11 protein-coding genes and 1 tRNA gene are annotated in these 14,830 nt (G+C 51.4%); 4 read left to right on the top strand and 8 right to left on the bottom strand.

The genetic code is table 11. The annotated features are described in order from the left end of the window. Positions 1-138 precede the first annotated feature (138 nt). Both J3P34_RS19500 and J3P34_RS19495 read right to left on the bottom strand, forming a co-directional pair. Positions 139-2,247 (bottom strand): ComEC/Rec2 family competence protein, encoded by a 2,109-nt coding sequence (locus J3P34_RS19500; RefSeq protein WP_210490316.1) that lies wholly within the window; start codon positions 2,245-2,247, stop codon positions 139-141. 99 nt (positions 2,248-2,346) lie between these two features. Continuing rightward, entirely contained in the window at positions 2,347-3,390 is a 1,044-nt protein-coding gene (locus J3P34_RS19495) for a PhoH family protein (protein ID WP_210464312.1), read from the bottom strand. Positions 3,391-3,500: 110 nt separating this feature from the next. Between J3P34_RS19495 and J3P34_RS19490 the strand changes: the two genes are divergently transcribed. The 4 genes from J3P34_RS19490 to J3P34_RS19475 all read left to right on the top strand — a co-directional run bounded on the left by J3P34_RS19490 (position 3,501) and on the right by J3P34_RS19475 (position 5,498). Next, entirely contained in the window at positions 3,501-4,277 is a 777-nt protein-coding gene (locus tag J3P34_RS19490) for an SAM hydrolase/SAM-dependent halogenase family protein (protein WP_210490315.1), read from the top strand. A gap of 182 nt (positions 4,278-4,459) precedes the next feature. Next, a complete protein-coding gene (locus tag J3P34_RS19485; protein WP_210490314.1) occupies positions 4,460-4,750 on the top strand; it encodes a putative quinol monooxygenase in 291 nt (96 codons plus the stop codon). A 78-nt stretch (positions 4,751-4,828) separates the two neighbouring features. Continuing rightward, positions 4,829-5,368, top strand: coding sequence for an iron-sulfur cluster co-chaperone HscB C-terminal domain-containing protein (locus J3P34_RS19480; RefSeq protein WP_210464306.1), 540 nt, complete (start codon positions 4,829-4,831; stop codon positions 5,366-5,368). A 46-nt stretch (positions 5,369-5,414) separates the two neighbouring features. Next, a tRNA-Leu gene (locus tag J3P34_RS19475) sits at positions 5,415-5,498 on the top strand. 266 nt (positions 5,499-5,764) lie between these two features. On the opposite strand, the gene J3P34_RS19470 is transcribed toward J3P34_RS19475, so the two are convergent. From J3P34_RS19470 to J3P34_RS19445, 6 genes are all read right to left on the bottom strand, one after another. Next, positions 5,765-6,736, bottom strand: coding sequence for an ROK family protein (locus tag J3P34_RS19470; protein ID WP_246853812.1), 972 nt, complete (start codon positions 6,734-6,736; stop codon positions 5,765-5,767). Between the two features lie 93 nt (positions 6,737-6,829). After that, positions 6,830-9,028, bottom strand: coding sequence for a GH92 family glycosyl hydrolase (locus tag J3P34_RS19465; protein WP_210490313.1), 2,199 nt, complete (start codon positions 9,026-9,028; stop codon positions 6,830-6,832). A 239-nt stretch (positions 9,029-9,267) separates the two neighbouring features. Beyond that, a complete protein-coding gene (locus J3P34_RS19460) occupies positions 9,268-10,683 on the bottom strand; it encodes a glycoside hydrolase family 125 protein (RefSeq protein WP_210490311.1) in 1,416 nt (471 codons plus the stop codon). 106 nt (positions 10,684-10,789) lie between these two features. After that, positions 10,790-11,950, bottom strand: coding sequence for a glycoside hydrolase family 76 protein (locus J3P34_RS19455; RefSeq protein ID WP_210490310.1), 1,161 nt, complete (start codon positions 11,948-11,950; stop codon positions 10,790-10,792). Between the two features lie 78 nt (positions 11,951-12,028). Then, positions 12,029-13,168, bottom strand: coding sequence for a SusE domain-containing protein (locus tag J3P34_RS19450; RefSeq protein ID WP_210490309.1), 1,140 nt, complete (start codon positions 13,166-13,168; stop codon positions 12,029-12,031). Between the two features lie 35 nt (positions 13,169-13,203). After that, positions 13,204-14,829, bottom strand: coding sequence for a RagB/SusD family nutrient uptake outer membrane protein (locus tag J3P34_RS19445; protein ID WP_210490308.1), 1,626 nt, complete (start codon positions 14,827-14,829; stop codon positions 13,204-13,206). Position 14,830 lies beyond the last annotated feature (1 nt).

Below are 14,830 nucleotides of genomic sequence, written 5' to 3'. Positions count from 1 at the left end.
GCTAAACACCTAAATACCAGAACCTTATTATACGTTTAACAGCAGAAAAGGGTACCCAAAAGTAGCAGAAATGCCAGCACACCAACCCTTGAACTGGTCTTTGCCTGTTGTGAAAAAAGAGTCTTAAAACGATTATTACTAGAGCCTGATTTGCCACGCCCCGTCTTCTTCCAGCACGTGCACGCGGTACCCGGCGGCCCGGAGTTCATTGGCTTTCCTGGCCACGTACCTTCGGCTGTTCGTCTGGTCCAGAATCAAGGTGATGGTAGCGAAATTCTGCTGCAATCGGGGCAGGTCAAACCATACGTTGTGCTGCAAAACCACGGCATCCAGGACCAAAGAGTTCTCTAAGTTCCTAGGCATTTTCTTCAGCCACAGCAGGCGTTTTCCCTGCCAGACCACCAGGCGGTTCCCCTCAGGGGTTTCATAGGTAGAGATTGGCTGTTTTAGGTCTGTTTTCGTAAAATCAGCCACAAAAGGAAGGGTTTGGCGCACGCCTCTTGCCCACCAGTAAGGCTGCACCTGGTATGAAAACAACTGGGGCTGCGCCAGGAAAGCAGAATCTGCCAGGAAAGCGACCTGCCGGCCCTGTAGCACACTCACCACGCTGCTCCTGCGGGCACTGTGGATGACCAGCTCCCGCGTGCGGCGCTGCCGATGGGCCTCGGCCAGTTCCGTACCCGAGACGAAAGCCAGGCACAGCACGCAGACCGCCAACCAGGAAAGCTTCTTCTGGATCAGAAACACCACCGCCGCAAAGATCAGGAGGTACAAGGCCAGCACCTGCCCCGGCGTGACCACAAAGCCGTCCAGCACCGCCTTGGGCCAATGCTCCAGCCAGAGCAGCACCTCGTTCAGAATCCACAGCGTCCACTCCAACAGCTTCCCAATCCAGCCGTTTACCACGGGCACCCAGAAGAACATCATAAAAGCCACGCCAATGTACAACCCGATGGACGTGAGCGGCACCGCCAACAGATTCGCAAGCCAGAAATACACCGGAAACTGATGGAAATAATAAAGGCTCAGCGGGAACGTGGCCAACTGCGCTGCCACTGAAATGACCAGCAACTCCCAAACCAGGCGCACAGCACGGTTCTCAGGGTTCCAAAATTGGAGGAAAAGCGGCTGCAGCAGCACAATGCCGGCTACGGCCAGAAAAGACAGTTGGAAGCCTACATCATACAGGAAATTGGGCTCGTAGATGAGGAGCACCAGCGCCACCACGGCCAGGGTATTGAGAATGGAAGCCCGTCGCCGCAGCAAAAGTCCCAACTCCACCAAGGAGAACATGCACACCGACCGCAGCACCGAAGCCGACATTCCCGTCACGAAGGCATAGAACCACACCACGCCCACCACCAGGAAAAAGATGAGCAGCTTACTCGTTTTGCCGCGCCGCAACGGTTTTAGAAAGAACAGCAAGACTCCGTACAGCAAACCTACGTGCAGCCCGCTTACCGCCAGCACGTGCATGGTACCGGTACGGGCGTAAGCGTTTCGCAGCGCGGCATCCAGCTCATCCTGCACCCCCAGCACCAGCGCATGGGCAATGGTTTCTTCCCGCCCGGCATGGATGTGTTCCCGGAAGGCGTTTTCGAGCTGTTTTCTGATTTTCAGGCTTAAAGCGATTACATAACTGGGCGGAGCATAGCCTATGGCCAGCCAGGTACTTTGAGGCAAGTACGCCTGCCATTGGATGTGCTTTAAAGCCAGATACCGCCGGTAATCAAACTGGAAGGGATTGGCGGGAGCGGCCGGCGGCGAAAGCGTACCCTGCACCAGGAGTCTTTGTCCGTACCGGAGAGAATCAGCTTGCGGGGAACGGGGCAGGAAAACAGCGACCTGCCCTTGGGCGGGATACCATTTGCCTTGGGCCCGCACGGCCTCTACCCTACCCACTGAACTGACAGAGTTTGGTTTCAGGGCCACGGCTTTCACCAGCGTGATCTGGTAATGGGTGATTTGCAGGGCGGGTAACGGCAGGGTTTCGGGGGTATTTTGGAGAGAACAGGCCCAAAATGAAAGAGCGGCTACCGCCAACATCCCGGTCAGGCCGGCCCATCTTCGACGCCGCGCCAATGGCCTTTTGTAGGCCAGCCAGAGGAGGGCCAAAAACAGCAGCACAAAAAAAGCCGCGAACTCTCTCCCAAAAGAGAAATCGCGGCCGATGATATGATACAGGATAATCCCGGGGATAAAGCTACCCACCAGCCTAAATGTGCCGGTGAGCGTCTTTCTAGCCATTGAATACAATCATGTATTGTTTCATCACACCAAGGAATTCATAAAAACGGCAAAGACGCATTTCCCCAGAGGAGAAGGCATCTTTGCCGTACTTAGAAATTAGTCGTCGTGACGGCGGAAGTTCTGCCGGCGGCGCGGGGCATCCTGCAGTTCATAATCACCGTTCTTCTCGCGTTCCTCACGCTCTTTCTGGCGCTTGTCGTCAAACTTGGTATAAGCTTCCACAATGGACTTCACCAAGCGGTGACGCACCACGTCCTCGGCCTGCATCTCCACAAACCCGATGCCTTTGATGTCTTTGAGTACGGTCATGGCCTCAATCAAACCTGAGCGCTGGTTGCGCGGCAAGTCAATCTGGGTACGGTCACCGTTGATCATCACCTTAGAGGTAGGTCCCATACGGGTCATGAACATCTTGATCTGCATGGGCGTGGTGTTCTGGGCCTCGTCCAATAATACAAACGCGTTGTTCAAGGTACGTCCGCGCATGTAAGCCAGAGGAGCTATCTCTATGATTTTGTTTTCATAGTAGTACTTCAGCTTCTCTACCGGGATCATCTCTTCCAGCGCATCGTAGATAGGCCGCAGATACGGATCCACTTTGTCTTTCATGTCACCAGGCAAGAAACCCAGGCTCTCCCCGGCTTCCACTACCGGACGGGAGATGATGATCTTTTTCACCTCCTTGTTTTTGAGCGCCCGCACGGCCATAGCCACAGAGATAAAGGTTTTACCCGTACCGGCAGGCCCCAGCGCGAACACCAGATCATTCTTAGCCACGGCCTCTACCAGTTTGTGCTGGCTGGGGGTCTTGGCTTTGATCACACCACCCTTGCTGCCGTACACAATCACATCCGGAGAGGTGATGACCACGTCATCCTCAAAATCATTATCGGCGGCCAGGAACTTGTGCACGCTCTTGTCCGTGATTTTCCCGTATTGGTGGTAATGCTCAATAAGAGAGGAAAGAATTTCGTGAATTTTGGTGATCTCAGGGGTTTGCCCCTGGATCTTAATCTCGTTGCCGCGGGAAATGATTTTGCTGCTTGGGAAAGCGGCGGCCAACTGTTTTATATTCTGGTTTTCCAGTCCCAGGAAGTCTATCAACGATATATTCTCCAGGGTTATAGTTTTTTCTACCAAAGGCTATTTCTGTTTATATAGGTGGTTTTTAAACCAATCTACTGAAAATATAGTAGATTTGTTATAAGACAATTTTAGAAATATTAAAGTTCTTTTGACCAACCGTTCCCATGGGAATTCTCACGTTAATGTCGGATTTTGGCACCACAGACCACTATGTGGCCGCCGTCAAAGCTAAGATCCTGACTATCAACCCGGCGCAGATAATTGTAGATATCTCACATCACGTAGAACCCTTCAATATTGCCCACGGCTACCATGTGATTCACTCCGTTTTCCAGGACTTCCCGCAGGGAACCGTTCACCTGATTGCCGTAGACACGCACGGCACCCGCAGCGGCAGATACCAGGTGGCCCGTCATAAAGGACATTATTTTGTCTGCGCTGACAACGGCCTGCTGTCGCTCCTCACAGACGGCGATCCAGAGCAGCTGGTGGATCTGCCCATAGTGCCGGATTCATCTTCCCCAGCCCGGGATATCATGGTGCCCGCCGCGGTTGCTTTGGCCCAGGGTGCCACCATGGCTGAGATAGGCGAACTCGCCGATGGCATGGTTCAGCTCATCAACCGCCAGCTCCGCCTCAATGACCACTCCATCACGGGGCACGTGGTACACGTGGACCATTACGGCAACCTCATCACCGATATCACCCAGGAGAGCGTAGACGCCATCGGCCATGGCCGCCCGTTTACCATCCATTTCAACCGCGAGGTCATTGACCGCCTGAGCACCCGCTTCAGCCAACCCAACGAGGGCGACAGCGTGGCCCTGTTCAACCGGCAGGGATACCTTACCATTGGCATCAACAAAGGGCACGCCTCTGAGTTACTGGGCATGTACTTTGACTCTCCGGTAGACATCCGCTTCGCGCCAGATCCGGTTTAATTAAGAATTGGGAATTAAGAATTAAGAATGGGGGAACGCGCCAATGCACTCCTCTTGTATTCCCATTTCTAATAATGTACTTAGGCCGATGCGAGCAGCGAAAAAACCAATTCCTAATTCCTAATTCCTAATTCCTAATTCCTAATTCCTAATTCCTAATTCCTAATTCCTAATTATAAAAAATGCTGATACGAGTAGTGCGGATGACGTTTGTGGAGGAGAAGGTGCCGGTGTTTCTGGAGATCTTCAAGGCTTCCAGAGAAAAGATTGGGTCTTTTCCGGGGTGTAGAAGCGTGGAGTTGCTGCAGGACTACCATTTGCCACACGTGTACAGCACCTACAGTCTCTGGGACTCAGACGAGGCGCTGAACAATTACCGAAAATCTGAGTTGTTTGGCAGCGTCTGGAAACCTACCAAAGCCTTGTTCTCTGAGCCAGCGCAGGCTTTCTCCTTTAAGCCTGCCCAGGTGTAACGCAAAAACAGGTATATCTTCTACCCTATTTTTTGCGTCTTGTATCTATTGTCTCACTTCTAGCGCCAACCTTATACTTTGAACTACTTCCAATTCTACCAGATACCGGAAAGTTTTCTGCCCGACGAGAAAGCCATCCAGACCAAGTATTACGCCCTGAGCCGCGAATTTCACCCGGATTTCTACACTCTGGAATCACCCGAAAAGCAGCAGGAGATTCTGGAGAAGTCTACCCTCAACACCAATGCCTACCGCACCCTCTCTAATTTTGACCGCCGCATGCAGTACATTCTGGAGCAGCACGGCCTGCTGGAAGAAGGCGGCCAGAACGACTTGCCGAAGGATTTCCTGATGGAGGTGATGGAGCTGAACGAGCAACTCATGGAACTGGAGATGGACTATGATTCTGTACAGTTCAAGATTGTCTCTGACCAAACAAACGAAATTGAGGGTTTCCTGAAGGCCCATATCTGGCCCGTGCTCGAAAAGTATGAAAATTTACCCCCTGACGCTCAGGCAGAAGCCCTGAAGGAGGTAAAAAATTACTACCTAAAGCAGCGCTACCTCTTGCGTATAAAGGAATCATTGAATAAGTTTGCATCCTCTTCTGACAGATAAAGCGTTTCACGCCTAGTTTTTCAGAATCTACCGAAAAGGAGCAAATGCCCAGGTGGCGGAATCGGTAGACGCGTTGGTCTCAAACACCAATATCTTCACGGATGTGCCGGTTCGACTCCGGCCCTGGGTACTCAGAAAGCCTTGTAAACGAAAGTTTGCAAGGCTTTTTTGCTTTCAGAACCTACCTTAAACTAGATAAAAGAAGTCTGACAAGATCTGCTGCTCCTCCCGCTTTTGGCCGCTTTCCAAAAATAAAGCAAGATCCCAAAAACTGCCCGTAGGGTTCTCCTACCCGGCTTTTCAGGAACCTGTTAGCCATACTTTTTCAATTTGGTTTGGTGCTATGTACAGTTGCCGACGGTACAATTGGGTTATCTGGCAACAATAGGGTAAACCTTATTTTCCCAAAGGATTCACGGCTTCCGTTTTCTTCTCCAGACTAGTTTTCCAGGAGCTGGCCGCCCCGATCAGAGCCGACTCCTCCCCCAACTCCGCCACCCGGATTGGTATGGACAGGCCCGCACTTTGCAGGTGCTTCTCCAGCTCTGCGGAGAACAGCGGATAGGCTTTGGAGATGTTGCCCCCGATGACTACCAATGCCGCGTCCTGGCGTTTCAGGGCCGTTTCGATGAAATCGGCCAGGTTCCGGCCAAACTCCCCGAAAACAGTCTGTACGGTTTGGTCTTCCGGTGCCAAGGCAACCAATTCCTTCACACCTTTCACTTCTTGGCCGGTGAGTTCAAAGAACCGGCCCACGAACCAGCGGGTGGACAGGTAATCCTCGGCGATGCCCTCCTTGAAGGGCGAGTTCCACAAATCCGCATCCGCCACTTTGCCGTGGTGGCACCAGGCGGAGCCCAGGCCGGTGCCCAACGTGAGCCCCAGCACCTCTTCGGCGCCCCGAGCTGCGCCGCAGAACACCTCTCCCATGAGGAAACACTCCGCGTCGTTGAGGAACCGAATGTCCTCCTGCCGGATCATCAGCCCCTCGGCCAGCAGTTCCTTCACGTTCAGTTTGTAGAGGATATCGTATTTGTTTTGGCCCTTGATGAGGGAGACGCCGTTGGGGTAATCAAACGGGCCTGGCATGGCAATGCCTATTTTCCCGGGGGAGGAATGGCTGACGCCGGCGGCCTGTCGGATGACCTCACACCAGTCGCTGATGATCTCAGCCACGCTGCCCTGGGTGTTGATTTCCTTCCGCACGTAACTCCCCGCTACCAGGGCACTCGTTTCCAGATTCACCAACGCGGCGGTGATGTGCGAGCCCCCTACGTCAATGCCCACTACTGTTGTAGTAATCATAGAATGATGAATTAAAGTCAGGATCTGGTTATAAAAGACCTTCTCCACGACTAGTTGAAACATATTGCTTTTAGGTGTTTTTTGCCCGGTTTCCGGAAAACAAGCCTAAAACACCTTCAGGTGACGGGCATCATTTTGAAATTTTGAGGCTTAGGATCAATTGCCTGTAACTACGCCTAAGTTGCCGCCATTCCGGAACAGGTCATGGGAAACGAAATACCCTTTCTGGGCTTTGTCATTCACCAGAATGGTTTTCAAGGCACGGTCTTTCCCTGACTTCTTGATCATAACCTCTTTGCCATTGGGCAGTTTCCAGCGTACCTCATCAAAGATGGGCACGGTGACCAGGTACTCATCATCGACGGGCGAGAACGGGTACAGGCCCAGGGCATTGAAGACATACCAGGAGGACATCTCGCCGGAGTCGTCCATGCCGCAGAGCGCCAATCCGTCTTCTCCTATGCCGTAGAGGTCGTTCATGATGCGGTCAATCATCTGCTGTGATTTTTCGGGTTTATTTATAAAGTAGTAGGAAAACGGCGCCTCGTGGTCGGGTTGGTTTCCGTGGCAGTACTGCCCAATCATGCTTTCCACGTTTCTGGCGATGTGGTTGGGGTTCCAGGGCAGGGTGAACAGGGAATCCAGCTTTGCCTCAAAGGGTTTAGGGCCGCCGTACAAGCTTATCAGTCCTTTCATGTCGTGCAGGGCGAAGAAAGAGACTTGCCAGGCATTCGCCTCGCGGTACATGTACTCGTAGTACGGATACTGCGGATTGAAATTCTTGATCCAGTCACCGTTGGCCAACCGGCCCCGCATGAACCTGGTTTTGGTATCGAACATGTTGCGGTAGTTCTGGGACCGTTTCATGAGCACTCTGTAATTAACTGTGTCGCCTAGGGCTTTGGCCAGTTGGGCCAGGGAATAATCATCATAGGCATATTCCAGGGTTTTGGAAACCCCGGCCTTGGCTTTGGTCTCCACGTGGGGGTTGGTCACATCGGGATCAGAGATAAAGCCTTTCTGGATGTACTCTGTGATGTAAGGCCGCGCGCCGCCTTCTACGTTGGCGTTTCGCAGGAGCAGGTTATAGGTGGCTTTCACATCAAAACCGTCTAAGCCTCTGGCATAAGATCCGGCGATAAAAGGGGCGGCATGGTCTCCGTGGAAAAAGGTAGGAATGAAGCCGGTTTTATCACCCACGTCTTTGAGCGACTTGATCACGTCTACGGTTACCTCAGGCGAAACAATGCCCAGTAAAATGAGGTTATTCCGGTACGTGTCCCAAAGGGATGGTTCGGTGTAGTAGTTGAAATCTGCTTTCGTTTTGTTTCCTTTTGCGTCTGTGTATTCTTTATTGGTGTCACTGCGTAGGGCAGGCCAGAGAAAAGACCGGTACAAGGACGTATAGAAAAGTTGTTTCTGTTTGGCTGTGCCTCCTTTCACCTGGATTTTTGAGAGCAGGTTCTCCCAGGTGGTATTCGCCTCATTTCTGATGGTTGCGAACGTTTTGTTTCCTATCTCGCTTTCCAGGTTCTGTTTGGCGTTTTCCACGCTCACAAAAGAAAGCCCGATGCGCATGTCAATGGTAGCATTGCCTCCATCATTCAGGTGCAAAATAGCTACCCCGTTTTTGGTGTCCTCGCCTCTTTTCTCCAGGCTGCTCAGTTCTGTACTGAGGGTGGCGTAGAAGTATATCTTTTCCCCTACATCCTGGTGACCCTGCACGGCATTGTTGCCTACCTGCTGGATGCTCCACTTTCTGACGGGGTTATTGGCTTTGGCCAGGTCAAACACAATGCTGCGGTCTTTGCTTGAGGGATAGGTGTATTGGTGAAAGCCAGCCCTAAGCGTGGAAGTCAGGTTTGCCTGGATTTGGTAGTCTTTCAGAAAAACGCCGTAAAAACCCGGGGCGGCCTTTTCCTGTTCATGGGAGTACCTGGAGTAAAACGCATCTTTGCCCTGGGTGCTTCCGGTGACGGGCAGCACGGGTATGTTGCAGAGGTTCCAATGGCCTTTGTTCGTGTGCGTGAAGGCGTGGATAAGGGTGTCTTCATACTCATACCCCGCCCCGGAGCCATACTCAGTGATAGGGCTTAACTGCACCATGGCATTGGGAAGGGAACTTCCCGGGTATACCAGTCCGGCCCAAACGCGCCAGCCCTCAGGAGGATTGTAGCCAATTATTTTCGGGTCCTGCAAAGGAGCCGTGCCGATAAAGGTGTTTACGTACTGGGTGTAGCCTTTCTCGGTTGATTTAGTAGTATCCTTCTTCTCAGCGCTTGGCTTTATCGTTTTAGCACAAGAGCAGATGAAGATAGCCACCAACAAGATCAAAGCACTTTTCAAGGTATTCATCAGGGGGAATGGTTAATAGTTTATGGCTTTTGCAAAATGCTGGTTTAACTCAAAGGGAAGGAGCCGTCCAACTGGTCAACGGTAAGCCAAATTCAAAATACAGGCACTGGAGGAATGGAAGAGCAAGACGCTCTTGTGCAGAAATGCCATGTGACATGTCTCACATCAGGAGAAAAAAGGTTCGGAAAGCAGGAAGTTAGGGGGCTCTTCCTGCAATCCTCACCTGGTAAAACCCAGCTTTAAGCCAGGAGCTTGGGCGTTTCCTGATAGGTTTTCCAGAGCAACTCCCCAAACAGGGTGTTGGCCCAGGCAAACCAGGAACGGCTGAATTTTTTAGGGTCGTCTTTGTGGAAGCTCTCGTGCATGAAACCAGTTCCCCCGTGCGTGTTCTTCAGCATGTTGATACACGCCTTGATCTCCTCCTGGCTGGTGCTGGTGAGTCCCCGCATGATAATGGCCATGGGCCAAATCATGTCTTTGCCCACGTGGGGCCCTCCTACTCCTTCTCCTGCTTTGCCTTTGTAGAAAAACGGGTTGCTAGGAGACAAGACGAATTTGCGGGTATTTTGATAAATGGGGTCAGAAACGCTGATGGCCCCCAGGTACGGCAAGGACAGAAGACTAGGCACGTTGGCATCGTCCATCAGGTAGTGGTTCCCGAACCCGTCCACTTCAAACGCATAGAGCTTGCCGTGTTTTGGATGGTCAATGATGGCATGGTCCTTCAAGGCAGCTTCCACTTCTTTTGCCAAAGCAGTCATGTCATTAGCTGTCTTTTGATCCTTGGCGATTTTGTCCATCATCTCGGCGGCCTGCCGTAAACTCACAACGGCGAAAAAGTTAGACGGTACCAGAAAGGAGTATACCGTGGCATCATCACTGGGCCTAAAGGAGGAGCATATCAAACCTACTGGGTTCACAGGGTTTCCATACCCGGCCATGGACAGCGTGTCAGTGGCAAACTGGGTTGTGCGCTGGAACTTGTAAGGACCCAGGTCTACCTTGCGCTGCTGCTCTTTAAAGGTCTTGAGCGTTGTTTTCACCGCCTGCTGCCACTCGGTGCCGAAGGGTTTGGTGTCGTTGGTGGTTTTCCAGTAATGGTAGGCCAGTCTGATGGGGTAACACAGCGAATCTATCTCCCACTTACGCTCGTGTACGCCAGGCTTCATGTCGGTGTGGTCTGTCTTCCATTCCCCTACTTTGGCATCATCGCCGTAGAACGCGTTGGCGTAAGGGTCTTTCAGAATACACCTTGTTTGGCGGTTGATGACGCCCGCAATCAGTTGCTTTAACTTTTCGTCTTTGTTTGCAAACTGCAGATAGGGCCACACCTGCGCCGAGCTGTCACGCAACCACATGGCATCTATGTCTCCGGTGATGACATAGGTGTCTGGTTTGCCGGCTTCTATTTTGTGCGCTACGGTAGTATCTAGGGTGCTGGGGAAACAATTCTGGAACAGCCAGCTAAGTTCTTTGTCTTTGACATTCTTCGCGAATTCAGCAATGGCCTGGTCAACTGACTTACTTTGGAAATTACGCTTCGCCGCAGGTACCCGGACTACCGGAAAGTCTGCCGCGGCAAAAATAAACTGGGGGTTGAAAAGCACGCCGGCTCCCACCAAAGCCGAATTTTGAATAAAGGTTCTTCTATTCATTTTGGTTGTACGCTAAAGAAAATTCTGAAATGTAAATCTGGAAAACGGTTACCGGTTCTCTGGCTTTTGGGCAGCTTCTGAACTTACGGTGCCAGCTCAGCCCCTTTTAGTCAAGGAGGTTCAATTCATCCAACCTCGCCATGGCCTCCAGGAGCATGAGCCCGGAAAGCTGGGTTGAAAAATCAGTGGATTCACCGGGCATGTTTTTCCAATCGGGGCTGACCATAAGGGCGGGCCTCCGGATGCCTTTGGCATAAAGCGTTTCGGCGTTGTATTTCAGAAAGTTGATGTATTTCGCCTTTTCCACTTGCGGCACATTAGGCTGTTCAATCAACCGGGCCAGGTACCGCACCAGGATTCCTTTGAAAAGGCCACCGTCTCCCTGGTTTTCGTTTCTCAACAAACCGCCAGGGGCAAGCTCGGTGCTGTTGATGGTGGTGTTCGCCGTCCGGATAGCATCCGTTAGGTAGGCTTGGTCACCGGTGGCTTTGAACAGCTCTTCCGCAGCCCCAATGAACACGCCCTGGTTGTAAGTGAAAATCCAGTTCTTGTCAATTTCCCCATTTCCGGTTCTGTTGATTCCGTCCCAAACAGTTCCGGTAGACGGGTCCACCAAGGTAGCCTTCAGCCAGGTGTAGAGGTTCTTGGCCAGGTCAAGGTCTTCCTGTTTCTTCTGCAGTTGGTAAAGCCTTGAGGCCAAAATGATGGCCGGGGCGTTGGCGGGGGTGTTCTTGTAATCTAGCTGGGTTTTCTTCCAGGCAATACCGCCACCCTGGTTCGCATTCAAGCCGGTTTTAATGTCTTGCCACAGCAAAGTGGTTGCCTCCAGAAAAGCGGGATCTTTGGTGGCATCGTAGGCTCGAAGGCTGGAGAGGGCGAGCCACTCCATGTCATCATAGAACTCATTGGGCAGGGCGCCCTTGTTTTTGTCTTTGATGCCGTTCAGCAGGGATTTCATGCGCTGCACATAGACCGCTTCCTTGGTCCTTTGGTAAGCATCTACCAATGCATCCAGGCCATGGGCATTCCACCAATAGTTGAAACTGGTGTTGCCGGTATTGTTCTGAATGAAATATTTGCCATCTGCGGAGAGGAAAGTACTGTAGGTTTTATCCTGCAGAGAGTCTGCGGTGGCTGCCCAGTCGTGCACCACCACTTCAGAGTCACGGTCATACAGCGGGAAGGGCTCCTCTTCACAGGAGCTGAAAACCCCTAACACGGCCATCAAGCCAATGCACAGGATGCGTTGAAAATGTATTGTTTTCATAAAAAGAGGCTTAAAACGTAAGGGACTTCCCCAACCCTTTTACTGATCACAGTGCTAGGGCTGGGGAAGAACCAGGATTTATTTCACGGTAACAGAATGGGTGTACTGATCTGCCGTCGCACTGAAATCCACTTTGATATCAGCGTTCTTGCGGTCAGCGCTCTCATTGAATTTGAAGGAGTAATCATACTGGGAACTGTTCACCGGGAACATATACCAGTAAGAAAGAGCGGTATTGCTGTTAGGCCGGCTATTGTCACTGTTCTGGCTGCCATACCACTCCTGGGATTCTTCGCCGGCAGCATTCACTACCGTAAACCTGAACTTATAGCGCTCATCGCGTCCCCAGCCTTCCTGCTTGAATTCCACGGGAGCGTTCTTGATTTCCCAGGTGCCTTTGCCGGCATAGGGCAGGTCATACCAGATCTTATTGTCCGCGGAGAACCATAGACCTAAGGACTTGATTTCGGTAAACTCAGCAGAGGCGTTGTTCAGGTTCAATCTGATTCGGTACACTTTGGTATCTCCGGTAACCGTGGTGGTGCCGCCTTCTACCATTCTGCCATTGTTGATGGAATAGGTGATTGGGGTTCCGGAATTGCCCGAGGCGAACTTGTAGATACCAGCCTTCAGCGAGGTATAAATCTCAAAAACCCCAGATTGCGTCTGTTTGAAAGGAATAGCTTCACTAAGGGTTTCGCCGCCCTCAGAGGCAGAACCCGTGATGTACAAGGCAGAAGGAATCTCCGCGAAACCGGCAGGACGTTCCAGCTCCAGCAAGTGGAAAACCGTGGATTTCTTCACATTTATTCCTTTTGAGGAGAAAACGGTCCATTTGATTTTCCCTTTGCTTTGGGAGGCAATGCCGGCCATTTTAGCGATTTGGTTCAGGCTGGAATAGCTCATGGTAAGGGTGTTGCCAATCCCGTTGCCATCAGACTTGATGCTGTAGATAGGGTCAGAGAAGTCTCCGGCCTCTTTGTCGAAGACCACTTCATAGAAGACGATTCCGTTGTCTTCTGCCTTTGCCTGGGCCCATTCAAACACAGCGCTACCGGAGGCTGGCTCCAATTTTATGAAGGTGTTGTTTTCAGGCGTGAACAGGTTGCTCACCTCGGTTACCTGGGTATGGTCCAGTTCTTTATCATCCTCACAGCTTGTTAAAAACAACAATGCTGCCGCCCAGGAAAGGAAATGAAGGAAAAGTGAATTTTTCATATAGAGATGGATAGAGGGTTAAAATGGAGAAACAATTACCAGTTAGGGTTTTGGGTAAGATTTGGATTAAGCGCCCTTTCGTCGCGGGGAATCGGCCACAGGTAGTGTCTGCTTTCGTCAAAGGTTCTTTGGTTGACTCTGATGTAACCATTGTCAACAGAAGAAGGACCGAACTTTGCACCATGGGCCCAACCGTTCAAAACCTGCCCCCCTATTCTCCACCTGCGGATATCAAAAATCCGAAGTCCTTCAAACGCCAACTCTATCCGGCGCTCGTTTCTGATGATGGTTCTCAATTCATCCTGGGCCACCGCTGGATAGTTTAAGGCTGCTGGATCAGTGAAACCTGCGCGGGCCCGGAGGGCTCTGATGGTCTGGTTCCAAACGGTTTCATTCATTTGCCCTAGCTCGTTCTTGGCTTCTGCATACATCAACAAGACGTCTGCGTACCGGATCAAAATGAGGTTAAGCCCAGACAGGAAGTTCACCGAAGAGGTAGGGTCATAGTATTTTCTGAAGTAATACCCGGTAGGCGAGCTCACTCCCCCTGGTTTGTATTCGTCCACGGCAGAGGCATCCGGATCAGATCCTGGTTGGGTGTATATGGTTTCAGTGGTGCCGTTTGCCCTTTTCCATTCATAGCCATGATACACAATAGTAGAAGCGAAACGAGGATCACGATTATCATAAGGATCTGATTCGTCATACTCTGACCCGGTTTCCTGAATTCTTCTTCCGTTTTCCGTCAAATAGCTGTCTACAAGTTCCTGCGTGGGTGCAAGGGCATTGAGCCGGGCACCCACGGCCAAAGGGGCAATATCAAAGTAATGGTTATGGGCCCGTACTTCCGGTACAAACTGGATATCCAGGATAACTTCACTGTTGTTCTCGTTCTGAGGCAGAAAGACTCCCTCGTAAGACGGGAAAAGACTGTAAGTACCATTGCTGTTGTTGAGCAGCGTTTCGCAGGTGGTCACCACGTCCTGCCACCGGCCTTCATACAACAAGGCTCTGGCTTTTAAAGCTATGGCGGCGCCTTTGGTGATTCTGCCCCTGTCTGCCGCGGCATAGGCGGTATTAATGGGTAATGCCTCGGCAATCTGCGTTAATTCATTCAACACAAATTCCAACACCTGGGCCCGTGGGGTTCTGGAGATTGTCTTGGCTTCTTCCACTGATATATCGTGGTCGAAAAAGGGCACGTCTCCATACCAGGTTAACAATTGGAAGTAATGAAAAGCCCTGATGAACCGTGCCTCTGCTTTCATTCTTTCTTTTAGTGTGGCATCCATGTTCTCCACCCTGTCTACATTCTCTAAAAAGATATGGCAGGTCTTAATCCCGGCATAATGGAAATTCCACTCTTCCCGTATTCTGCCAAGGGAAGCGTCATAGGTACCCGCCGCCAGGGAAGCCACCCCGTTTTGGTCTCCTCTCCCATTATATGCATTGTCTGACATGCCTTCATTGTAGAAGAAGTAGTCACTGCGGTACATCTGGGAATAGGCAGAGTTCAGGACACTGTTGGCCTTCTCGGTAGTAGTCCAGTAGTTGGCATCCGTGAACCGATCCTCCGGTACCAGATCTAAGTCGTTGCAGGCCGTAAAAGAGATGGTTACAACCCCTAGTAGGCAAAAGATGAATTTGGAAAATTTATGCATG

It is taken from the genome of Rufibacter aurantiacus, from assembly GCF_017916345.1.
Lineage (GTDB): Bacteria > Bacteroidota > Bacteroidia > Cytophagales > Hymenobacteraceae > Nibribacter > Nibribacter roseolus.
Note: the sequence above shows the minus strand (reverse complement) of the source record. Positions and strands in the feature narration are given on the sequence as shown.

Excerpts from the sequence above, each read along its gene's own strand:
- J3P34_RS19500 (WP_210490316.1), bottom strand. The coding sequence starts at position 2,247 with ATGGCTAGAAAGACGCTCACCGGCACATTTAGGCTGGTGGGTAGCTTT.
- J3P34_RS19490 (WP_210490315.1), top strand. The coding sequence starts at position 3,501 with ATGGGAATTCTCACGTTAATGTCGGATTTTGGCACCACAGACCACTAT.
- J3P34_RS19485 (WP_210490314.1), top strand. The coding sequence starts at position 4,460 with ATGCTGATACGAGTAGTGCGGATGACGTTTGTGGAGGAGAAGGTGCCG.
- J3P34_RS19470 (WP_246853812.1), bottom strand. The coding sequence starts at position 6,736 with ATGTTTCAACTAGTCGTGGAGAAGGTCTTTTATAACCAGATCCTGACT.
- J3P34_RS19465 (WP_210490313.1), bottom strand. The coding sequence starts at position 9,028 with ATGAATACCTTGAAAAGTGCTTTGATCTTGTTGGTGGCTATCTTCATC.
- J3P34_RS19460 (WP_210490311.1), bottom strand. The coding sequence starts at position 10,683 with ATGAATAGAAGAACCTTTATTCAAAATTCGGCTTTGGTGGGAGCCGGC.
- J3P34_RS19455 (WP_210490310.1), bottom strand. The coding sequence starts at position 11,950 with ATGAAAACAATACATTTTCAACGCATCCTGTGCATTGGCTTGATGGCC.
- J3P34_RS19450 (WP_210490309.1), bottom strand. The coding sequence starts at position 13,168 with ATGAAAAATTCACTTTTCCTTCATTTCCTTTCCTGGGCGGCAGCATTG.
- J3P34_RS19445 (WP_210490308.1), bottom strand. The coding sequence starts at position 14,829 with ATGCATAAATTTTCCAAATTCATCTTTTGCCTACTAGGGGTTGTAACC.